The sequence below is a fragment of the Paenibacillus sp. GYB006 genome (genome assembly GCF_036577645.1).
Taxonomy (GTDB): Bacteria; Bacillota; Bacilli; order Paenibacillales; family Paenibacillaceae; genus Paenibacillus.
On sequence record NZ_JARBDA010000002.1, the window covers coordinates 333,302 to 355,123 of the forward strand.

27 protein-coding genes are annotated in these 21,822 nt (G+C 40.9%); 20 read left to right on the top strand and 7 right to left on the bottom strand.

The genetic code is table 11. The features are described 5' to 3' along the window. Positions 1-226 precede the first annotated feature (226 nt). From PV403_RS07040 to PV403_RS07070, 7 genes are all read left to right on the top strand, one after another. Entirely contained in the window at positions 227-562 is a 336-nt protein-coding gene (locus tag PV403_RS07040; RefSeq protein ID WP_283771251.1) for an ArsR/SmtB family transcription factor, read from the top strand. Positions 563-670: 108 nt separating this feature from the next. Beyond that, on the top strand, positions 671-1,960 hold the full coding sequence (locus PV403_RS07045; RefSeq protein ID WP_332084009.1) for an arsenic transporter: 1,290 nt from the start codon (positions 671-673) through the stop codon (positions 1,958-1,960). Between the two features lie 298 nt (positions 1,961-2,258). Beyond that, complete coding sequence (locus tag PV403_RS07050) at positions 2,259-3,290, top strand: NADH:flavin oxidoreductase/NADH oxidase (RefSeq protein WP_213531434.1); 1,032 nt, start codon at positions 2,259-2,261, stop codon at positions 3,288-3,290. A 110-nt stretch (positions 3,291-3,400) separates the two neighbouring features. Then, the gene (locus PV403_RS07055; protein WP_332084010.1) at positions 3,401-3,841 is read left to right on the top strand and encodes a MarR family winged helix-turn-helix transcriptional regulator; all 441 of its coding nucleotides are present in this window, start codon (positions 3,401-3,403) and stop codon (positions 3,839-3,841) included. Between the two features lie 378 nt (positions 3,842-4,219). Beyond that, positions 4,220-4,528: a PadR family transcriptional regulator gene (locus tag PV403_RS07060; protein WP_442951739.1), complete on the top strand. Its 309-nt coding sequence runs from the start codon at positions 4,220-4,222 to the stop codon at positions 4,526-4,528. Then, positions 4,509-5,711 carry a DUF2812 domain-containing protein gene (locus tag PV403_RS07065; RefSeq protein WP_332084011.1) on the top strand — a complete coding sequence of 401 codons (1,203 nt, stop codon included), beginning with the start codon at positions 4,509-4,511 and terminating at the stop codon, positions 5,709-5,711. The genes PV403_RS07060 and PV403_RS07065 overlap by 20 nt, the downstream gene beginning before the upstream one ends. Before the next feature lie 81 nt (positions 5,712-5,792). After that, positions 5,793-6,215, top strand: coding sequence for a hypothetical protein (locus PV403_RS07070; protein ID WP_332084012.1), 423 nt, complete (start codon positions 5,793-5,795; stop codon positions 6,213-6,215). 91 nt (positions 6,216-6,306) lie between these two features. On the opposite strand, the gene PV403_RS07075 is transcribed toward PV403_RS07070, so the two are convergent. From PV403_RS07075 to PV403_RS07085, 3 genes are all read right to left on the bottom strand, one after another. After that, positions 6,307-6,708, bottom strand: coding sequence for a secondary thiamine-phosphate synthase enzyme YjbQ (locus PV403_RS07075; protein WP_332084013.1), 402 nt, complete (start codon positions 6,706-6,708; stop codon positions 6,307-6,309). A 114-nt stretch (positions 6,709-6,822) separates the two neighbouring features. Then, positions 6,823-7,146, bottom strand: a complete 324-nt coding sequence (locus PV403_RS07080; RefSeq protein WP_213531442.1) for an AzlD domain-containing protein — start codon at positions 7,144-7,146, stop codon at positions 6,823-6,825. Next, entirely contained in the window at positions 7,143-7,868 is a 726-nt protein-coding gene (locus PV403_RS07085; protein ID WP_332084014.1) for an AzlC family ABC transporter permease, read from the bottom strand. The genes PV403_RS07080 and PV403_RS07085 overlap by 4 nt, the downstream gene beginning before the upstream one ends. A gap of 145 nt (positions 7,869-8,013) precedes the next feature. Here PV403_RS07085 and PV403_RS07090 point away from each other — a divergent pair, with 145 nt between their 5' ends. The 6 genes from PV403_RS07090 (at position 8,014) to PV403_RS07115 (ending at position 12,312) form a co-directional block, all read left to right on the top strand. After that, positions 8,014-8,604 (top strand): MSMEG_1061 family FMN-dependent PPOX-type flavoprotein, encoded by a 591-nt coding sequence (locus PV403_RS07090; RefSeq protein WP_332084015.1) that lies wholly within the window; start codon positions 8,014-8,016, stop codon positions 8,602-8,604. Between the two features lie 43 nt (positions 8,605-8,647). Beyond that, on the top strand, positions 8,648-9,898 hold the full coding sequence (locus PV403_RS07095; RefSeq protein ID WP_332084016.1) for an MFS transporter: 1,251 nt from the start codon (positions 8,648-8,650) through the stop codon (positions 9,896-9,898). A 170-nt stretch (positions 9,899-10,068) separates the two neighbouring features. Next, complete coding sequence (locus tag PV403_RS07100) at positions 10,069-10,713, top strand: hypothetical protein (RefSeq protein ID WP_213531448.1); 645 nt, start codon at positions 10,069-10,071, stop codon at positions 10,711-10,713. 27 nt (positions 10,714-10,740) lie between these two features. Next, complete coding sequence (locus PV403_RS07105; protein ID WP_213531449.1) at positions 10,741-11,274, top strand: MauE/DoxX family redox-associated membrane protein; 534 nt, start codon at positions 10,741-10,743, stop codon at positions 11,272-11,274. Between the two features lie 13 nt (positions 11,275-11,287). Then, positions 11,288-11,827, top strand: a complete 540-nt coding sequence (locus PV403_RS07110; RefSeq protein WP_213531451.1) for a thioredoxin fold domain-containing protein — start codon at positions 11,288-11,290, stop codon at positions 11,825-11,827. A 17-nt stretch (positions 11,828-11,844) separates the two neighbouring features. After that, complete coding sequence (locus tag PV403_RS07115; protein WP_332084017.1) at positions 11,845-12,312, top strand: hypothetical protein; 468 nt, start codon at positions 11,845-11,847, stop codon at positions 12,310-12,312. A 168-nt stretch (positions 12,313-12,480) separates the two neighbouring features. Here the strand turns inward: PV403_RS07115 and PV403_RS07120 are convergent, their stop codons facing one another. Further along, positions 12,481-13,365, bottom strand: a complete 885-nt coding sequence (locus tag PV403_RS07120; protein WP_213531455.1) for a LysR family transcriptional regulator — start codon at positions 13,363-13,365, stop codon at positions 12,481-12,483. A gap of 128 nt (positions 13,366-13,493) precedes the next feature. Here PV403_RS07120 and zwf point away from each other — a divergent pair, with 128 nt between their 5' ends. From zwf to ybaK, 5 genes are all read left to right on the top strand, one after another. Next, a complete protein-coding gene (gene zwf / locus PV403_RS07125; protein ID WP_213531457.1) occupies positions 13,494-15,029 on the top strand; it encodes a glucose-6-phosphate dehydrogenase in 1,536 nt (511 codons plus the stop codon). 73 nt (positions 15,030-15,102) lie between these two features. After that, positions 15,103-15,771, top strand: coding sequence for a fructose-6-phosphate aldolase (fsa, locus tag PV403_RS07130; protein WP_213531459.1), 669 nt, complete (start codon positions 15,103-15,105; stop codon positions 15,769-15,771). Between the two features lie 186 nt (positions 15,772-15,957). Further along, entirely contained in the window at positions 15,958-16,674 is a 717-nt protein-coding gene (locus PV403_RS07135; RefSeq protein WP_213531461.1) for a 3-ketoacyl-ACP reductase, read from the top strand. Positions 16,675-16,780: 106 nt separating this feature from the next. Next, complete coding sequence (locus tag PV403_RS07140; RefSeq protein WP_249716962.1) at positions 16,781-17,143, top strand: hypothetical protein; 363 nt, start codon at positions 16,781-16,783, stop codon at positions 17,141-17,143. A gap of 153 nt (positions 17,144-17,296) precedes the next feature. Further along, complete coding sequence (gene ybaK, locus PV403_RS07145; RefSeq protein ID WP_213531463.1) at positions 17,297-17,776, top strand: Cys-tRNA(Pro) deacylase; 480 nt, start codon at positions 17,297-17,299, stop codon at positions 17,774-17,776. A 195-nt stretch (positions 17,777-17,971) separates the two neighbouring features. Here ybaK and PV403_RS07150 read toward each other — a convergent pair whose 3' ends face one another. Continuing rightward, a complete protein-coding gene (locus tag PV403_RS07150) occupies positions 17,972-18,829 on the bottom strand; it encodes an SDR family oxidoreductase (RefSeq protein ID WP_213531465.1) in 858 nt (285 codons plus the stop codon). Between the two features lie 189 nt (positions 18,830-19,018). Here PV403_RS07150 and PV403_RS07155 point away from each other — a divergent pair, with 189 nt between their 5' ends. Beyond that, positions 19,019-19,300, top strand: a complete 282-nt coding sequence (locus PV403_RS07155; protein WP_213531466.1) for a hypothetical protein — start codon at positions 19,019-19,021, stop codon at positions 19,298-19,300. Between the two features lie 277 nt (positions 19,301-19,577). After that, positions 19,578-21,128, top strand: coding sequence for a BCCT family transporter (locus PV403_RS07160; protein WP_213531468.1), 1,551 nt, complete (start codon positions 19,578-19,580; stop codon positions 21,126-21,128). Between the two features lie 72 nt (positions 21,129-21,200). Here PV403_RS07160 and PV403_RS07165 read toward each other — a convergent pair whose 3' ends face one another. Both PV403_RS07165 and PV403_RS07170 read right to left on the bottom strand, forming a co-directional pair. Beyond that, positions 21,201-21,374, bottom strand: coding sequence for a hypothetical protein (locus tag PV403_RS07165; protein WP_213531470.1), 174 nt, complete (start codon positions 21,372-21,374; stop codon positions 21,201-21,203). Between the two features lie 31 nt (positions 21,375-21,405). Beyond that, positions 21,406-21,777, bottom strand: a complete 372-nt coding sequence (locus PV403_RS07170; protein ID WP_213531472.1) for a DUF948 domain-containing protein — start codon at positions 21,775-21,777, stop codon at positions 21,406-21,408. Between the last annotated feature and the right edge of the window lie 45 nt (positions 21,778-21,822).

Consider the following 21,822-nt stretch of genomic DNA (forward strand, 5'->3'; position numbering starts at 1 on the left):
GATTAAGATCCCGAAGAAGTAACGTAAAGGCGGTCTTTCTTTTTTTATAACTTATTCTGATTTTGGTTAACACGTTCACTTCTTTTCAATGTATTTTGCAATAGGATATTCCATTCCTTACGTAGTTGTCATGTGATGAAGGTTTGTATATGATTAGTCATAATTGCAAGTCTAGTAGTCTCGGATTCTCATTCTAATAGGGCAAGGAGGGAATGAAAATATGAATATAGAGGAACTAAATTTAGCTGCTGATCGTCTGAAATTGCTTGGTGATAAAACAAGATTGACGATGTTGTTACTCCTACAAGAACGGGAATGGTGTGTATGTGAATTCGTTGATATCTTTGAAATGTCCCAGCCAGCCATAAGTCAGCATCTGCGAAAGTTGAAATCTCTCGGCATTGTTAAAGAGGAAAGACGTGGTCAATGGATTTATTACTCTTTATTTATTGAGGATAAGCCTTATATCTCTGCAGTACTTGAACAACTTCCTAGTGGGAGTGCTTTACTCCGCGAGAAAGGCATCAGCGAACAACGATCCGAGTGTGGTCCAAAAGTATAATATTTTTTCTGTAATATATAATCATATTCCTATATAATAATGATCTCACAGAGCTAATTAGTAGAGGTTTAGACAACAAGAATTTGTAGCGGGGGGCGTAAGGTGGGCTTGGTATTTATACCTATTATTATTTTTATCGTAACGCTGATTTTGGTCATATGGCAGCCTCGAAATCTATCGATTGGCTGGTCTGCTTGCGGGGGAGCTGTAATTGCTTTGCTCGCAGGAGTGGTTGATTTTCATGATGTGTGGGATGTGACCCAGATCGTATGGAATGCGACACTGGCATTTATAGCGATCATTCTCATTTCGTTAATACTCGACCGGATTGGATTCTTTGAATGGGCTGCACTACACATGGCAAGAGCCGCTAATGGTAGTGGTGTTCGCATGTTTATTTACATCAGTTTGCTGGGCGCGATGGTGGCTGCTTTTTTTGCTAACGACGGGGCAGCACTTATTTTAACGCCCATCGTTCTTGCTATGGTTCGTGCTTTACATTTTGATGAGAAGAAGATCTTTCCATTTATTATCGCAAGTGGATTTATTGCGGACACGACATCACTTCCGCTTGTAGTGAGCAACCTTGTAAACATTGTGTCTGCAGACTTTTTTGGAATAGGATTTGCTGAATATGCAGGTCGAATGATCATTCCTAATCTGTTCTCATTAGCTGCAAGTATCGGTGTTCTCTATCTATTTTTCCGTAAAAGCATTCCAAAGCACTATGACTCTACGCATCTCCGGAATCCTTCCGAAGCCATAGCAGATGTAAGATTATTCCGAATCTCATGGATTGTGCTTGCCTTTCTATTGATCGGCTATTTCACAAGTGAGTTTATCGGTATACCTGTTTCCTTTATAGCCATTCTTATTGCTATGGTATTCTTAATTGCAGCAAGAAAAAGCGAAGTCGTTCCCGTGAAAGAAGTCGTTAAAGGTGCTCCTTGGAACATCGTGTTCTTCTCCATTGGAATGTATGTCGTTGTTTATGGACTTAAGAATGCCGGATTAACCGATATCTTGGCACAGGTGATAGAGTTTATTGTGCAAGAAGGACTCTTTGCAGCTACGATGGGAATGGGCTTTATTGCTGCGATCCTTTCTTCTGTTATGAATAATCTGCCTACAATTATGATCAATGCACTTGCGATCGATGCAGCAGAAGTAACGGGAACTATAAAAGAGGCATTGATCTATGCGAATGTCATTGGATCCGATCTCGGTCCAAAGATAACGCCGATTGGCTCTCTTGCGACACTATTATGGCTGCATGTTCTCTCTGCAAAAGGAATCCGTATCTCGTGGGGAACCTACTTTAAGACAGGTATTCTCATCACGATTCCTACTTTATTTATCACGCTGCTTGGTTTATATCTTTGGTTGTTAATTTATTAAAATCTACATACTTATTCAGCAGAATAAGCTGCATTAGTTTAGAATGCAAAAGATTGAGTGTAAAGAGAGCTATAAAATGGTACCTGCTCGGGACGTTTTATAGCTCTTTTTTTATCCAATCATGATTCATTTTGTAATGAATTCGTTTATTAACGTTGGGGTTAGATTCGTAATTATTGACTTTGTAAAAAGGATGTAGTAATATTCATGCATGTGCATGCATTGATTAATTTGACTGTAAGCTGTTTGTTGGAACGCAATGCTTCATACCTCAAATGTAAAAAAGGAGAGTGTATATATGTTAGACTTATTTAGTTCGTATCAGATCAAAGGATTAGATCTTAAAAACCGGGTGGTTATGCCCCCGATGTGTCAATATTCAGTTACCAAAAAAGATGGAGTAGCAAATGACTGGCATCATACGCACTATGTTAGCCGTGCAATTGGCGGTACGGGTCTGATTATCGTTGAGATGACAGATGTAGAGCCGGATGGACGAATAAGTGATTACGACCTTGGACTATGGTCCGACGAACAGATTGCACCACTCGCTAAAATTGTGGAAGATGTACATCACTACGGTTCAAAAATCGGCATTCAAATTGCTCATGCAGGACGTAAAGCGGAGGATGCGAATCCACCTGTCGCTCCGTCACCTATCGCTTTTGATGAGGGATGGAAGACACCACGAGAACTGACAACGGAAGAAGTAAAAGGAATGGTAGAGAAATTCCGCCTTGCGGCACGTCGTGCTGTGCAGGCTGGATTTGACACGATTGAACTTCATGGAGCACATGGGTACCTTATTCATCAGTTCCAATCACCGATTACAAATAAAAGAACGGACGAATACGGACAGGATCGTAATAAATTTGCGGTTGAAGTCATTCGTGCAGTAAAAAGTGAAATGCCGGAAAGTATGCCGCTGATCATGCGTATCTCAGGAACCGAATTTGTTGAAGACGGATATCGTATTGAAGATAGTATCGAGTTCAGCAAAGCTTATAAAGAAGCTGGAGTAGATATGATCCATGTAAGTGCAGGGGGAGAAGGCCAGATTACAGCAGCAGGACGTCCGGGCACGCATGTTGCTTATCAGGTTCCTTTAGCAAGAGCGATCAAACAAAATGTTGATATTCCTGTCATTGCTGTAGGCAGATTGGATGATGCTGCGCTTGCGAATGCGGTTATTGGTAACGAAGATGCAGATCTTGTTGCTGTAGGTCGTGCTATGCTTAAGAACCCGTACTGGACTTTAAATGCGGCAGAGCAGTTAAGAAAAGAAATAGAACTTCCTGAGCAGTATAAAATGGGATTCCGATTGAAATAAGTACAGAATGTATTGTAACTCGTGTTCATTCTTAATGTTTGCTATACTACAGTTATTGATTGTTTTGTCGTTGCATGGGTTCATTTATTATCCTGAAGGGAAATTACAATATGGAATCAAATCTTATGAATGACTTGATCTCGAACTGGCAGTCGCTAACTCAAATGATAACGAATATCGAGAATACACTTGAACAACAGTTACAAGAAAAACACGATTTATCGCTGAATGAATATTATATGCTCTTGTTCCTATCGGAAGCACCCATGAAGAAGTTGCGATTGCAGCAGCTTGAATCCATGGTGGGACTCAGCCAGTCGGCTATGTCGCGACTCGTAGCTCGCTTCGAGAACAAAGGATGCGGGGCGCTTGCGCGGCATGCTTGTATAGAAGATCGCAGAAGTGTATATACGGCGCTGACAGAGATTGGTCAAGAAAAAGTGAATAAGGCTACACTTACGTTTCAAAAAGCACTTGCAGATGCATTGCCAGATATGGAGATGGAAGAGCTTATAGTTAAGCTGCTTCAGTCCAAGCGTAAGTTCAAGTGAATATTTTACTACCGAAAAGGCTGTTGATTGATTACAATTAGCAGCCTTTTTGGTATGTGCAAAGAAGTTCTCTACATGAATTATTGTAAAACTGAATCAATTTCATAACTCATGAAAACGATAAATTTGTCACTGTATATAGAAAAATAGAACCATTTTGATTTACATAGTCTTATTTAAAGCAACTAAAGGTATTACGAAATTGATTTACTATAAATGAAATTCAAACATATATCTTTTCTGTAAGTTATATCCATAATATGTCACGTTGTGATACAATCACGGTACGACATATTCACTTCATTTTAGCTGCATGGGTATAAGTAAAAGGAGGAAAGTAGTCTGGTTATCGAAAAAACACTAAAAAAGTATCTACCTATGTCAGAAACGGCATTTTATATTCTGCTCTCCTTAGCAGAGCCAAGGCATGGATATGGAATTGTGAAACATGTAGAAGACATATCAAATTCTAGACTTCGTTTAGGTTCGGGAACGGTATATGGAACGTTAACAAAAATGCAGAAAGATGGAATTATAACGGTATTTGCCGATGAGGAAAGAAAGACAGTTTATGAAGTGACTGATCTAGGCAGGACGTTAATCACAGCGGAGATCAGCAGACTTGAAGAGTTACACGATAACGCGCAGAAATACAGGAGGTTTTTTGGTGAAAATAAAAGTATGTAAACCCTTTTGGAGTTATGATGTGCAGAAAACAGAGGAATGGCTTTCATCGATGTCGGAGAAAGGTCATGAATTAATAGAATTGAATCGGTTAACTCGATATTTTATATTTCAGCAAGGGGAACAGAGAAAAAGGTTGTACAAGATAGGGTTCGATAAAGTTCAAAAGAAGTCATTGTCTAGCTTTTTATCACATAATGGATGGGCAATGGTTTTGCAGAGTGGAAACTGGTATGTAGCGGCTAATGATAAACCTTCAAATGAAATTGAAAGCTATCCTGTACGTGAAAACATAATCAAACATAATAAAAAAATCATGTATCTTTTTGGGAGTATCTCTATTTATTTAACAGTAATTGTTTTATTCTACTTGCTAATAGGATTTGTTTTATCCTCCAAAGTTCAGTTTGGTTTTGTGAAAAGTCCGCTTTGGATTATCACCTTCCTCTCCGCAGGAATGGGGATCATGCTATGGTCACTTTCCTTTTACTCTATTACCAAGATAAAGAGGTCAAATAAGAGGTTGCTTGGTGAAAGTAATCATTCACTAGAGAGCAATTATTCACAAGAGAGCAGAAGACAAGAGGAAGAAAGACCGAGCAGGGATGAAATAAAGCGGATAAGACGTTCAGGGCAAATCGTAGTAAAGCGAAGGTATGCTTGGACTTATGCGCCGGATAAGCTTGAAAAATGGCTGGAGACAATGGAGGAAAATGGGCTCAATCTATATTATGTGGGGAAAACAGGAAGCACTTTTTATTTCAAAAAGGGGACTCCCCGTAAAGTAAGTTATTGTGCAGATTACCAAAACTATGTAGATGAAGATTACTATACTTTTCACAAAGAGGCGGGTTGGAAGCTGATTTATTTTACACCGTTCAACTTTCAAATATGGACTTTATGGAGCCATGAGTATGCAATAGGGGAAGAGCCGCCTCACATCTATAGTGATAAATCTAATCAGTTAAAACATGCTAAACGCATTGCTGCTACCTACTCATGTATATCTATACCTATTGTAGTTGTCCATCTTCTAAAAATAGGAGAATACAGTCAGTTACTACACATTCAAAATTTTGATTTATCTCAAATAGTTCAGTCTTTGCTCAATATTTTGGTCGTTTGCATTTTTGGTTCTTTCACCATTCGAACCTGGTTGTATTATAGACGACTTCGATCATTATAGATAATTAGTAAAACCGCTTATTCCAAATAGCAGGGCCAAGCATATGATAATCTATCACTAGAAATAGGAGGTAGAGAAGGTATGAGCCAATTTATAGACTCTAGAACATCTCAGAATGCTTCGACATCAAACTCGATATCCATCCCCATTCTTCTGCTTAATACCCCGCAGTTATTTGGCCAAATTGGACTATTAACAGCTGGTGCAGGACCCAATCCGCGTGTGGTATTCAGTGGGACGATTTCCGTACAGGTTCCGCTTGCTTTAGCAGGTATTACGATAAGAATTGTGAGAGGAACAGCACCGACAGATCCCATCGTATATTCTGCAACTTCCACATTTGACCTCAGCCTATTAGCTCCACAGATTATTAACTTTACTGCAACAGACTTTAATCCACCCGTCACTCCTCAGTTGACCTATTCCGCTTATGTCATCTCGAATCTACTTGGTACGATACGTGTAGGACCAGAGACATTTAATGGACAACTTTATACGGATTAATGTGTGTTATCAGGTATTGAATAGAATAGATTCTATTTGAAAAAAGAGAAAGGCAGTGAGGTGACCTCACTGCCTTTCGTATGTAACAACGTTAACCTTCCATGATCTTAATATAACAATCCCGGTTACGTGGTCCATCAAATTCGCAAAAATAGATCCCTTGCCATCTTCCAAGCAGTAGTTTCCCGTTCTGTATAATAACTGTCTGAGATGTTCCTGTCGTGATTGCTTTCAGATGGGAGGCAGTATTACCTTCGGCATGCCGATATTTCGGATGGTTCCAAGGATAAACTTCATCCAGTCTCATCAGTACATCATGTTTGACATCAGGATCGGCATTCTCATTAATGGTGATACCTGCAGTTGTGTGCGGGGTATAGATGACTGCTAGGCCGTCTAAAATCCCGCTTTTACGTACATAAGACTGTACGTCCCGCGTAATATCTCTCATTTCATCTCTTTTGGATGTATTCATTTCTATTTTGTGCAACATGTCTTTCCCTCCTGAACGAAATGTTATTTATACATTACACATCGTTTACGTAAATATAACTATTTCTTTAATGATGAATCAATGAGTTATGAAATTGATTCTATAGATTATGTATTACATCATGAAACGAAGTAAAGCCATACAGGCAACACCAATAATGACGGTGAGAGAGAGACTTTTTGTCCATATAGCAGTAATGACGGATGGAATTAGTGCAATCACTACATGCCAGTCAAAACGAAGCAGGCTGCCCGTATCTAGCAGCATACTTTCAGTAACCAGCGCTGTCAGAATGCATACAGGGATATAAGAAAGCCATTTTAGAACGACCTCAGGCATCTGTACACTGCGAACAAAAATAAAAGGAATGATGCGTGGAAGCAAGGTAACGATCATACATCCTAGAATCAGCCCAATCATATTCATACTTATCGTCATCGATCTGTCACCACCCCAATGGTTGCCACAACAATGGTTGAAATGAGTACGGCGATATGAGAAGGAAGCAGGGAAGAGAGAACAATCATCGAAATAATCATATACAGAACTAGGGACAAGCGGTGCGTTAGTTTGTTTTTTGGAGTAGATTGTAACTGCAATACTAATAAAGCCGCAAACATAGCGACAAGAGCAAAATCAAGTCCGAGCGCTTCAGGATTGGATATCCACTGGCCCGACACCGCTCCTAGCGTACAAGCAGCGATCCAGCATAGATAGGCTGTAATATTTAATCCGTTCATCCAGCGATTACTGAGTTTACCCTGTGCGGCGATCCGGCTTGCAGCAACACCAAATGTCTCATCGGTTAATAATGCTCCAAAACCTATGTTTTGCGGCAGCGAGTAACGGGTCAAATAAGGCGCAACGGTCAGACTTAGTAGAAAGTGCCTCAAATTAACAATAAAAGTGGTAAAAATGATCGCTGAAGCAGGTGTGCTCGTCACAAGGAGCGCGCAGATAATGAACTGTGCCGATCCCGCATAGACAAGAATAGATAATAAAGCGACTTCAAGAATGCTTAGATTAGAGGAGATGCCTACGATTCCAAAAGCGAATCCGATGCTCATATATCCTAGTAAAGTGGGGACACAGTCTTTTACACCCTGTACAAACGAATCCTCGCTAGCTGTTCGGGTTTGATGAAGCAGAGGTAAGCTCATGAAGATTTCTTCCTTTCAAGTAATAAAGTGCTTTTTTATATCAGATTACTATAGTAAAGAGTTCAGCTGGTTGTCAATCAATGGCAAAGAAAGATAAACTCTATATAGTTAAAGTGACCGCAATAATAGGGAGGGGCAGGTTGAGATGATAAATGATTTATGGATGAAAGATAGGGTTAGCACGAAAGAACAACTTCGTATGAAGATTGAAGAGCCTCGGGAAGCGATCATCAGAAAATCTGTGGATGTCGTAGACGAACATATTGAAAAGTATTTGCAATTGTCTTCCTTATTCTTTCTAGGTACAGCGAATTCCAAAACACAGTTGGATGTTTCTCCGAGAGGAGGAAAACCTGGATTTGTTAAAGTGCTTGATCAGAAGCATATTGCTTTTCCAGATCGTAGTGGGAATAAGAGAGCGGATTCTTTACTTAACATCATTGATAACCCGAAGGTGGGTATGGTCTTTATTATTCCGGGTCTTAATGAAGTGCTTCGTATCAACGGAAAAGCCTTCATCACTCAGAATGAAGATTTTATTCAAAGTCAGGAATGGGACGGGACAACGACAGGACTTGCCGTTGTGGTCGAAGTTGAAGAATGTTTCATTCACTGTCCAAAAGCCTTTATCCAAGGCGCAGTATGGTCATCCGAAAGCTGGCCTCAGAAAGACGAATTGCCTAATACGGCTGAGATGTATAGAGCACATCTCCTGTTGAATGGGATCACATTATAACTCTTTTTGTTTTAAGAATGGGGACAGGAGGGATTGACCAAGAATGCTGAATATACCGCAGATCACATTGCTGAGTAAAAATCGGAATATGTTCTGGGCATTTGCGGGTATGCTGATCTCTCGTCTTGGAGATGGTGTATATTCTGTTGCCGTCATTGCGCTTGCCTATGGGATTACACAATCTGGAGCTGGAACTGGAATCGTACTGGCTGCTTTTGCACTTTCTAGCTTTCTGTTTGGATCCCTATCTGGCGTAGCATCGGATCGGTGGAATCGTAAGATGCTGCTCGTTAGTTCGAGTCTTCTATGCAGCGGTGTTGTTATAACAATGGCTGTACTGTCTTACTCAGGAACCTTGAACGTGACAAGTTTAACGATCCTCTCTTTCTTACTTGGTGCGGCTACTCAATTTTTTGAACCTATTGTGAATACCTTAATTCCTAGGTTCGTGACCAAAGATGAACTCACAACCGCGAATGCAACGATCGGGATGACAGATAGTCTTGGCTATATTGCTGGGCCCGCTGCAGCTGCCGTTCTTCTTGCATGGTTACCGATCGAGATCGTTCTACTGATCAATGCAGCTTCCTTCTTATTCGCCTCTCTCGCTGCATGTTTCCTACATATACCGCAAATACCCAAGACCGAAAAGAAGCAAACTTCTGTTTTTACAGAGGCAGTGGAAGGATTTACATTTGTCTATCAAACCAAACGTATTCGGCAATTGTTCATCATTAGCTGCTTGTCCTTACTAGCATATTCCCCCTTCTTTGTACTTCTACCCTTATTTCTAGACCAAGATTTATTATTATCTGCTGAGCGCCAGTCTGCCGTGATTGGAATGATTTATTCTTCACTTGCGTTAGGACAATTAGCAGGGTATGCGGTGGTATCGTATTTGCGCTTCAGTACATTTAAGCTGCTCGGCATAGGGTATTTGCTGCAAGCGATCGGCTTTGGCTGCCTGATATTCGTTCATGAAGAGCTGTGGATTGTCTTTTTTATTTTTATTGCCGGGATTTCTTTTGGTCTAACCGGATCTGCCTTCCACACGAATTTGCAGTCTAACACTCCAGATGATCGCCTTGGAAGAGTCTATGGTGTGAATTATACCGTCAGCGGACTTATTGCACCGATCGGAAGAAGCGGCTCAGGTATACTGGCGGATGCTCTGGGAACCAAAGTGATGTTTTCAGGCATGACGTTTCTGTTTCTCGTATCGTCAGCGATGTCATTTTGGCAGACGAAAGGGAAAGCGGCTGCACAAGAGGAAAATAACCACTTGCCTATGTAAAAGGACTTATAATAAACGCATTTTAAAATGTACACTAAAACAAAGCATACGAAGAGACATTTTGTTTCTTCCTTGCTTTGTTTTTTTGATTTAAGGCTAATTTCATTCCATAACTCATACGATGAGTTAAGGGAAGTAATTAACCATGTGAAATAAGGGGAGATGCGAAGTTGTTGTCCTTCTTATTATTTGTTTTTGCTGTGGCGGCTGCGATATCAAGTGTTGATACGACATGTGGACTAAATGTGCTGGGAAGCCTTGAGAGTACAAAGGTCAGCAAAATGAAGTATGCAGTAGTCTATATTTTTTTCTGTACACTTGGGGGTTTGTTAACAGGACTAATTATCGGCGGAGCAAACCTTTTACTGAAAGGAATTCAAGTGGACTTGTATTATAAGCCTGTTATTATCATTATTTTCCTGATTTTTATTGGACTTGAACTGTGGAACAAAGCAGGGCTGTTGCCTTCCGGTAACTTTATCGTACCATCTGTCTGGATTAAAGATGCAGGATACCGCACAGCAGCGCTATGGGGAAATATTCTGGGGATGGGCTTTATTACTTTGCAAGCAGGCGTATTATTTCATTGTTATGTCCTAATCTCTTTGTTTTCTGCTCCCTGGTGGCTAAGTGTGGTAGCGGGTTTTTGTTTTGGAATCGTTCGAGGTATGGTGTTCAGTCTTCCTTTTATAAGGTCGGTCGTCTATCAGATGCTGGAGAAAAGGGTGTTCAGACACACAGCGCTTACTGCCATGCGGCTATTCGCTTCTTACATACTTCTTGTAGGTTCCATTATTCTTATTTTCATGAACTAGTCTAAGATCGAAGGAGACCTGATGATCATGTATGATCTTACAGCGATGTTACTAACACTTCCCATGCTCTTTTCTATAGTCAGCTATATATGGAGTAAGATCTTCCGTGATCCGCATCATTTCCCAGGTAATTCCCATATGCATCTATTATTAATCGTAATGCAGTTTATCTCGGTTACTATCCTTTTTACAATATCATCCGCTATGGGATTACTTAGTTTGTCTGTTCTTTATCTTATTCAAGGAATCGGTGTTATCTATTATTTACAGCGTAATGGAAGGGTCGATTGCGGATGTTTTGGTTCACAAATTGCATCTAAACTAAGCTACCGGCTTGCCGCTGGCAATGGGATTTTAGCTGTCATTTCTCTCTTTATTTTCATGGATCGCTGGCTGCAGACTAAGGAATTACCTTTATCTTTATCGCTGGAAGGTCTCCTGATGGAACTTTTGTGTATGATATTTGCTCTGGTTTGTGTAGTCGGAGTGCCGGATGCCGTCTACGCTATTCGCGCTTACCGTGCTATAGCCGCTACCTATGTTGAAAAAATAACGAAGTAGAAGGTGTTTTCTCATGTCCACATTCTTTTGGGTATCGTATGCGATTTTATGGCTGCTCGTTGTTCCGTTAGTTATCCTCAATCTAATCTTGTTCAGGCAACTCGGCATTATGATTATGGGGACAGCAAGAGGAGTGAATCAGTCAGGTATTCCTGTTGGTGAGAGGCTTCCGGCAGCCACAACTCCCCACCTAGATGGCAGGCAGTGGTCTACAGAAGAACTGAATGGAAGACCTGCTCTGATGTTATTTGGGTCGCCAACGTGCAGAGAATGTGCTGAAATCCTGCCTGATTTTCAGCTGATGACGAGAGAGCATCAGGTACAGCCGGTTCTTATGTTATTCTCATCGGCAGAACTGGCCGAGGATTATGCTCATCAAATGGAGTACGAGAATGAAGTCGTTCTAGTAAGTTCCGAATTTGCTCATCAGCTGGATGTTCAAGTGACTCCTTATGCTTATGCAATCGATTCGCAGGGTGTCATTAGACATAAAGGACTCGTCAACAGCCGGGAACAACTAGAAAGTTATATTAAATCGGCAAAGGTTTCCTAGTTATAAGGGGGAATTGGATGTGGCGTAAACCTGTTAATAAAGACGAGCAAACACAAGATTCGATCAGCCGCATCACTCGAAAATGGACGCGTAAAACCTGGCTGAACCGAATTTCTGAGCAGATTGCTTTGATGCTCGCTAAGTTATTGATTAATCCAAGAGAAGATGTGGCTAAAGTCTCTTTTTTATCGGGAGCTTGCTCTCCGCCACACGGACAATTTTGCACCGGATGCGGAGCGGACGGCTCTTGCCCCTCCACGTATGTTACTTGCACAACGAACAATTCATTGAATGGATGCAGAGGTTTATGTCCGCATCCTTCCGGCTGGTGGTATACGAGTGATCCGGTAGGGGTAAGAGCGAAATGTATGGATTGTGTGAGTCAGTACGTTCAGCCTAACAGCGGGAATATGTGGTGTTATAAAGGTGCTCAGATTACGGGACAATATGTCATTTGCGGTTGTAAGTCTACGAACTTATATTAATTTAGGTGAAACAATTTCATAATACCTTTCGTTGCTTTAATCAGGAGTATATATAGGTGATAAAATTTTGGAGGAAATGAAGATCATAAAAAAGAGCACTCGTAACCTGACAGATCAGGCGATGAATGCTCTTTTTTTCGTAAAAATGCTCTCTTTTATTTAATGAGATTAATTTACGAGTTCAATAAATTTGCTGGCTGCCGTGGACAGCGGCATATTACGCATAGTCATAAGACCCACTTGAGAGGGAGGCATTTGGATATCGAGTTGAATTTCAAATAGAGAGCCTTCTTCAAGTTCTTTCGAAATGAACTCTTTCGTTACATAAGAGATGCCAAGACCTTTTCGTGCAAGTTCAATTAACAAATCTACACTGCCTACCTCGATTTCAGGTTTGATTTGATGTCCGTAGGTCTGAAAAAGTTCTGTTATTGCCATTCGTGCCCGGCTGTTGCGTGAAAATAAAATGATTGGATACTCAAGCAGGTGTTCGAGTGTTAATACGCGATCTTTAAGTTCCGCATAACGAGCTCCCGCCACAAAGCAGTCCTGCAGGTGAACACCACCAATGACCTCGATTTGTGGATCAACGATCGGCATCCGAACGACACCTAGATCAATCTTGCCTTCCTTCAAGAAAGCAATGGTTTCTGGAGTTGTCCCGTGATTAAGGTGAAGCTTAATACCCGGATATTTCTGATGATAGCTCTCTAGATAAGGAAGCATGTAATGTTTGAACAAGGAATCGCTTCCGCCGATTCGCAGATCACCGCTATCTAGTTTCTTAAGTGCCGTCATTTTTTCTTCAGCGAGTGAAATTAGAATATGGGACTGTTCTATATAAGAATATAGAGTTGCCCCTTCTTGGGTTAAAGAGACCCCTTTGGAAGTTCGGTAAAACAAGGTGACACCCAGGCTTGCCTCCAGTTGTTTGATCGCGTGACTGACACTTGGCTGAGTAATAAACAGCACTTTTGCTGCGCTAGAGAGGCTTCCGGTTTTCGCTGCCCAATAAAATACTTTGTATAGTTCGTGATTGATCATAGACGTCATCTATAGCTCCTGTGAAATATATTAATTACCTGTATAGGTGTGATTTGTATTATAGTGGATTAAAGATTGAAATACCAGATTTAACTAAAAGGTTTAACTAACAGGCATCAACGGAGAGGAGAGAAATCATGGAGGCTATTACATTTGTATTGTTTGGAGCCACAGGGGATTTAGCGAAAAGAAAAATCTACCCTGCTTTATATAATTTATTTATTGATCAAAAATTACCTGAATCGTTCTCTGTATTTGGTCTTGGAAGAAGAGAACTTTCCGATTCTGATTTTCAGGCCAATGTTGAGAAATCTTTACGGATGTTCTCCCGGCGCAAAGTGATAGATCAAGAAAATCTTCAAAAATTTATAGAGGTATTCCGCTATCGTGTTCTTGATGTTGGTCATAAAGAAGATTACAAAACATTGCTGCAAGAAATTGAACAACAGGAACAAAAAATTCAGACGAAGTCGAATCGGATGTTTTATTTGTCTGTAGGACCTCAATTTTTTGGAACCATTGCTGCTAATATTCAGGAAAGCGGACTCGGAAGAACAAGTGGATGGAAGCGCCTGGTGATCGAGAAACCGTTTGGACATAATTTACAGTCTGCACGAGAGTTAAATGAAAGTTTGTCCATTGCTTTTAAGGAAGAAGAAATTTTCCGTATTGATCATTATCTTGGCAAACCGATGGTTCAGAAACTGGAAGTTCTCCAAAATAACAATCCAGTCTTTAAAGCCTTGTGGGACAATCGCTATATAGCCAATATTCAAATTACGTCCAATGAGACCGTAGGTGTGGAAGAGCGGGCTGGTTATTATGATCAAGCGGGAGCAGTAAGGGATATGTTCCAGAATCATATGCTGCAATTGCTCATGATGCTGACGACTCACTCTCCGAATAATACAACAAATGATGATGTTCGGGAGAAAAAGAAAATCGTCATGAATTCTTTGGAGCAGCTGCATAAAGAAGATGTCAAATCTTATGTGATCCGTGGACAATATGGGGCAGGAGTGATTGATGGGAATCCAGTCGTAGGCTATACTTCGGAACCCAACATCCCTGAAGACTCCAGTAATGATACTTTTATTGCGGCGAAGCTAAAAATTGACGACTATTTCTGGCGCGGGGTTCCTTTTTATATCCGTACAGGTAAGAGAATGAAGGAGAAATCGACACGTATTGTGATCGAGTTCAAAGAGCCATTGAAGAAGTCCGGCGGAGCACAAGAAGAGAATAAAAAGCCGAATTTGCTCGTTTTTGAAATCAGTCCAGACGAAAGAATTTCGCTGCATCTGAATACAAGAGATCCTCTGAATAAAGAGAAGATCAAACCGATGTATATCGATTTCCACGAGAGCCAAGCGAATTTACCGGAAGCATATGAGAATCTAATCGGTGATGCGCTACACGGAGACTCTACGTTCTTTGCACATTGGGAAGAAGTGGAGTTGTCATGGCAATGGGTCGAGCCGATTTTAGAAGCATACAACGAGAATCTTGTACCTCTTCATATATATGCTGCGGGAACCAACGGACCTTCTGCTTCGGATGAATTGCTTGAGCAGGATGGATATCACTGGTGGTTCGATCAAGAAGAGGAAAAGAGAACTGAAATAATAGAAGAAGAGCTTAGTCTTGCAACAAAAAGCCCTGTGCTTCAATAGAAGGAACGTATACAACACGTTTACGATAAATTTGAAGCCTACAAATCATACCCAATAAACGGAGGTAATATCGATGAAATTCTTTATTGACACAGCTAATCTGGAAGACATCAAAAAGGCTTACAAAATTGGAGTGTTGTCTGGAGTTACAACAAATCCCTCTCTAGTTGCTAAAGAAGGCGTGAAATTTGAAGATCGTATCGAGGAGATTTTACGTGAAGTACCTGAAGTTGAATCCGTATCGGCTGAAGTAACACCTGATGCAGAGACAGCGGAAGACATGATTGCACAAGCTAATGAACTGATCAAAATCAATAATAATGATAAAAATATTACGATTAAACTTCCGATGACACTTGCTGGTTTAGAAGCATGCCGTTATCTGACTAAAAAAGGTGTAAAAACCAATGTAACCTTGATTTTCACAGTTAATCAGGCGCTTTTAGCAGCACGTGCGGGTGCAACCTATGTATCCCCATTCCTGGGTCGTTTGGATGACATTTCAGAAGATGGCGTATTGCTTGTAGCTAAAATTGCTGAATTGTTCAAAACTCATAATTTGGATGCACAAATTATTGCCGCATCCGTTCGTCATCCAGACCACGTAACACGTGTTGCGATGGCGGGTGCACATATTGCTACTATTCCTTTCTCTGTTATTGAACAATTGTCCAAACATCCGTTAACGGATCAAGGAATCGAGAAATTTGCAGCAGATTGGAAAAAAACGGTTCAAGTATAATCGAATATAAGTTTATATTCTTGGCGGTAGCTCTCAAGCGAGGGCTGCCGTTTTTATATACCGAATAGTTATTCCCGGCTTATCCAAATATATAATTAATGGCATACCTGTCATGTAAAGTTTGGAAAATAAGAGGTTATAAAAGTATAATACGAGTGTAACAGTTTATTAAAAGGAGTGGAGACAATGCAAAACCTTACAGGGAAAGTCGCCCTAATTACGGGTGCAGGAAGAGGCATTGGACGAGCAACAGCTATTGAATTTGCAAAAGAAGGCATTCACGTAGGCCTCATCGCACGGAATAAAAGTCACTTGGAAAAAGTAGCAGAAGAACTACAACCCTACGGTGTCAAAGTATCAATCGCAACCGCGGATGTATCCGATCTTGAGTCTATTACAAAAGCTGTAGAGCATGTCAGTCAAGAACTCGGACCTATTGATATCCTGATTAACAATGCGGGCATCTCGAAGTTCGGTAATTTTATGGAACTTGATCCGAAGGATTGGGAACAGATTATTAAAGTTAACTTGATGGGTGTTTACTATACAACCAGAGCTGTTCTACCGCAAATGATCGAGCGTAAATCAGGCGATATTATTAATATCTCTTCTACAGCAGGCCAAAAAGGAGCACCTGTAACAAGTGCGTACAGTGCTTCGAAAGCAGGAGTTCTGGCATTAACGGAATCTTTGATGCTGGAAGTTAGGAAACACAATATTCGCGTAACTGCGCTTACGCCAAGCACAGTGGCCACAGATATGGCAGTAGATCTGAACCTGACTGATGGCAATCCAGATAAAGTAATGCAGCCTGAAGACTTGGCTGAATACATGGTATCTCAATTGAAACTGAATTCCAGAATCTTCATTAAATCGGCTGGTATGTGGTCCACGAATCCTTAAAACAAAAGAATGATGAACCGATGTAACCTCTTTCTATAGGCAAACACCCTTTATGAGTCGGCTGCATACATTGTGAGCAGGATGATTTATAAAGGAGGAATAGGAAGTGGCGTATCGCGGACATCAATTAATGTATCAATGTGAGCATCAGCTCGCAGACCACTTGAAAAAACATAAAGAGCATGCAAAACATACTTGCAAGCAATTGGTTAATCACAAGGTGAAAGTACTTACCATAGATGGAGAATCAATTGAGGGTATCGTAGTAAATGTAGATGATCATTATGTATTTTTGCAAGTCGAAGATCAGCGTGGATTTTATCCAGGCGGATATGGACCGGGTGGGGGTGGTCACGGCCATGGTCACGGCCCAGGACCTGGTTGGGGTCCTCCTGGCCACGGACCCAATCCCAATGTGATTCTTCCATTAGCTTTATTTAACTTACTGACAATCAGTTTATTATGGTGATTGATAAGGAGAGCCGCAGACTGCGGCTCTTTTTTATGTTGTTTACTTCCATAAGTTTTCACGCCCTGTTTAGTGAGCTGCACTTTTCATACATACAAGCGATGATTAGAATAGAATTAACGTGATTAACAATCAAGAAAGGCAGGCTATGAAATGAAGCAAGAAAAGACAAATGCGATGCGAATGCTGGATAAGCAGAAGATTTCCTATGACATGCTGACTTATTCCGTTGACGATGGAGACATTGATGGTCTATCTGTGGCGCGCAAAGTAGGAAAGTCTCCAGAACTTGTCTATAAAACCTTAGTGGCGCAAGGCAGTAACACGAAAGGGTATTATGTATTTGTAATTCCTGTGCAGTGTGAATTAGATCTGAAAAAAGCAGCGAAATCCGCAAAAGAAAAGAAAATCGAACTTATTGCTGTCAAAGACCTACTCGAAGTGACAGGTTACATTCGAGGGGGATGTTCTCCGATTGGAATGAAGAAACGTTATCCTGTATTTATTGATGAGCAAGCCAAAGATCTTGATAAAATCATAATTAGTGCAGGGAAAGTAGGATTCCAACTGGAAATAACGACAAACCAGCTTGTAGAAGTTACCGATGCTACATTAGCTCATTTATGTAAGTAACAATTTTTACGGCCATGGACTTTAACCCGCCTGTTACACCACTGCTGACTTATACAGCATTTGTTAGTACGAACTTGCTAGGAACGATTCGTGTAGGTCCCGAATCATTTAATGGATAACTTTACACAGATTAAAGCATGGTGTTTCCAATCAGAAAGAGATGCCTTTCTTGTTATCAGAGAAGGCATCTTTGTATTATCCTTTTCGAGTTGTTTTAGAGAGAGCATTCCATTCCTCTTCGGTGAGTTCTACTAGCCCGTTAAATTGTCCCGCAGCCTGAAGCCACTCCCCGCCGTCAATAGTGACGACTTCCCCGTTAATATAACCTGCGTAATCAGAAATAAGAAAAGCAGCAAGCGCACCGAGTTCTTCTTTGTTTCCGGCACGTTTTAAAGGTACTCTGTCGATTAATTTTTGTTCGAGACCAGGAGTCGGAGTTAATCTGGACCCAGCTCCCTCGGTTGGAAATGGACCTGGCGCAATAGCAACTTGGCGAATACCGTAAGGAGCCCATTCGACTGCAAGTGAACGTGTAAGCGCAAGTACCCCCGCTTTGGCTGCAGCAGAAGGAACAACATACCCCGACCCGCTGCCGCTAGATGCATAAGTAGTTACGATATTCAGCATGGTTCCGGTTTCTTTACGCACAATCCATCTTTTCCCAACTTCCAGTGTCATGTAAAAGGTACCGTGTAACACAATATTCAAAACCGCATCTACGGCCCGCGGAGATAACTTTTCCGTAGGACTAATAAAGTTCCCGGCAGCATTATTAACAAGGATATCAATCTGACCGAAATGAGCAGTAACCGCTTCCACAAAAGACGCTACTTGTGCTGCATCTCGTACATCACAGCTTTGGTAGAATACTTCAACTCCTTTAGCTGTAAAATCACGAGCGGACTGTTCGAGCACTTCAAATCTCCTCCCGCACCAAGCGAGTTTTGCGCCTAGATCTGCAAACATTTCACTCATGGCAAGTCCGAGACCGGTTCCACCGCCGGTAACAATAATGACTTTGTCTTTTAATAGATCAGGTGAGAAAGGATGCATAATAAGTCACTCCTTTGGGGATTAATCTAACCTTGTAACATGGAAGGTATACGGGATGCAATCTATCTACAGACTATCATGTAAAGCGGGTTCCGTCAGCATGTAGAGGTTCATATGATGAAGGATGGGGTACCGTACTAAGAGGATAGATGGTACGATAAAGTATATTCAAAGAAAGGAACATCGAGAATGAGCAACCCCATTGCGATTCAGGCTTATTACAAAATGGAGCGAAAGATTAATTCCTTGAACATGGAGATCATAGAACATCAGCGACTCCTAAAGTTATACCCGGATAAAATCGTATCAGCATATCGTGAGTTTCCCATCGAAAAAGTATTTGATTTATCTTACCGCTCCATGGGCAGTGGTCATGGGATGTTATATATACATACGCAGCAAGGTGTGTATCCTTACACACTGAGAGAGAATCCAAAATCTTTTATATTAGCGGTAAAACAATTCATCTAGAAGATGGGCGAAGGATCACAGCAAGAAAATTGTGAATGGAATTCAGCAACAAGTTTTTCTGACAACTGAAAAAAAGGGGATTATACAATATATGGAATCCCCAACTCCCTATGCTGCCATGGTGATCGGCGGTCTATTGTCTATTTTATGTATCATTCTTTTCTTATGGTATTCCCTTCTATTGGAATAATACGCTGATTTTCTGATTAAGATTTATCATTTTGGTGTAATTAACTTATCTAAAAAGAGTTATTACTAAAATGGTAGAGGTGAGTCTGTGATTGGCAAATTATTTAAGAATAAAGTATTTTCCATTTCTGCAATAGTTGCTGCTATTATTGCTTTGATGGGCGCAATTATGCCTGAGGCTTTCGGAAATACTGCAAATTATTTATTTGATTTCTCTAAAGATAATTTTGGATGGTTTTATTTGTTGTCAGTAGTCGTAATCATTGTATTTCTCATGTGGCTTGCAGCTAGTAAGTATGGTGCAATTCGCCTTGGAGGAGAAAAAAGCAAACCAGAGTACTCGTTTTTCACGTGGTTAGGTATGTTATTCTCCGCTGGATTTGGCGTTGGTCTTGTATTCTGGGGAGTAGCCGAGCCGATGAGCCACTTTTTTAACACACCGTTTGCGGGTGTGGAAGCAGGAACAACGGAAGCGGCACGCGTAGCGATGGGATATTCCTTCTTTCATTGGGGTATCAGTCAGTGGGCTGTATTTGCGCTCGTAGGTCTCGCTATTGCTTTCCTGCAATTTCGTAAAAATAGGGATGGTCTTATATCCACCGCTTTAGAACCTGTAACCGGGAAAAAGACAACCGTTAAAAATGGGATTGATATCTTAGCTGTTATTGCAACCGTGATGGGGGTTGCCACTTCCATTGGGCTTGGCGTTCTTCAAATGAGTGGAGGAGTCGAACAGGTTTCTGGTATAGGAAACAACACCATGATTCAACTGTTGATGTTATTTCTTATCTTCGTATGCTATATGATCTCGGCGATGACAGGACTTGATAAAGGGATCCGTATATTGAGTAATTTTAACCTCACTTTGGCGATAGCATTTTTGGTGTTTGTATTTACAATGGGGCCAACCGTCTTTATACTCGAGTCATTTACATTAGCAATCGGGGATTACATAACGAGTTTTGTTCAGTATAGTTTGCGGCTTCAACCTTATTCAGAAGGAACTTGGGTAGGAGAATGGACTATTTTTTACTGGGCATGGGCAATTGCTTCATCACCTTACGTTGGTGCTTTTATAGCAAGAGTATCAAAAGGAAGAACAATCAGGGAATTTATTGTGGGTGTCACGATTATTCCGACGTTGATTTCTTGTTTATGGATTGCCGCATTTGGCGGTACCGCGTTATGGTTTGATCTTCATGAAAATACAGGAATCGCTGCAGCTGTAAATGAAGATGTCTCAGTAGCTTTGTTCCAAATGTTTGATCAACTGCCGTTCGCCGGAATTATGTCCGTATTAGCGATCCTGCTCATTTTTACGTTCTTAGTAACGTCTGCAGACTCTGCAACTTATATTCTCGCAAGTATGACCAGCGGTGGTAGTTTGAATCCATCCAGTATTGGTAAACTTGTGTGGGGTACTTTAATGGCTTCTATTGCGGGAGTACTAATATACTCAGGGGGGCTTGAAGCTCTGCAGACCGCTTCCTTAATCGCTGCTTTACCATTTACGTTATTATTGTTACTGCTTCTTGTCGCGATGACAAAACTGATCAGAAAAGAACCGCTTCCGGTCAAGAAAGCTGATCTCAGACGATATCAGAAGATAAAAGAAGAGGCTAACAAAACACGGGTGTAAGTGGAAAATAATATAGTAAATAAGAGGAACCTCGATTCGTATTCGAGGTTCCTCTTATTTATATGAAAGCATTTATAATCGATATCCGATCGATTGTAAAAACCAATGAAGCGATACGATGGCTACGGCAATATGCAGCAAAATATTCAGCCAGGATTTTCGGGAAAGCTGAATGTCTTGAACAATCATTACAACCGACCAAATGAAAATAACAAGATAAGCGAGTTGAACCAGGATCGTTGGCATGATTCACCCCTTTTCTGTACCGTTTAAAATACTACTTGAATTTGATTTTAACTGGCTTCTTCGTATCTTGTTCTGCTGCCGGGTGAATGACATCACCAATCGCCTCTGAAGCTTGCTTGACCGTTTTCGTCACGCTGTGAATGGCTTCACCCACATCCCCGGCAGAGTTAAAGATTGGCTCGACGGAGCGGATTTTACCCTTTACATCGGAGGTAATGACATTGGCTGTTTGTATGAGTTTGGTTGATTCCTGAGTCAGCCCATGAATCGCATTTCTGACTTCGGATAATGTTTTGTTCGTTTCACTAAGCGTGCTCATCCCTTTCACCAGAACGCGTACTACATAATAGACTAAAACAATAAAAGCAATAGCACTTGCAGCAACGCTGATCGATATAATCATCTTCAAGCCTCCTTCACGTAAATATATGTCGTCCACATTAGGTTA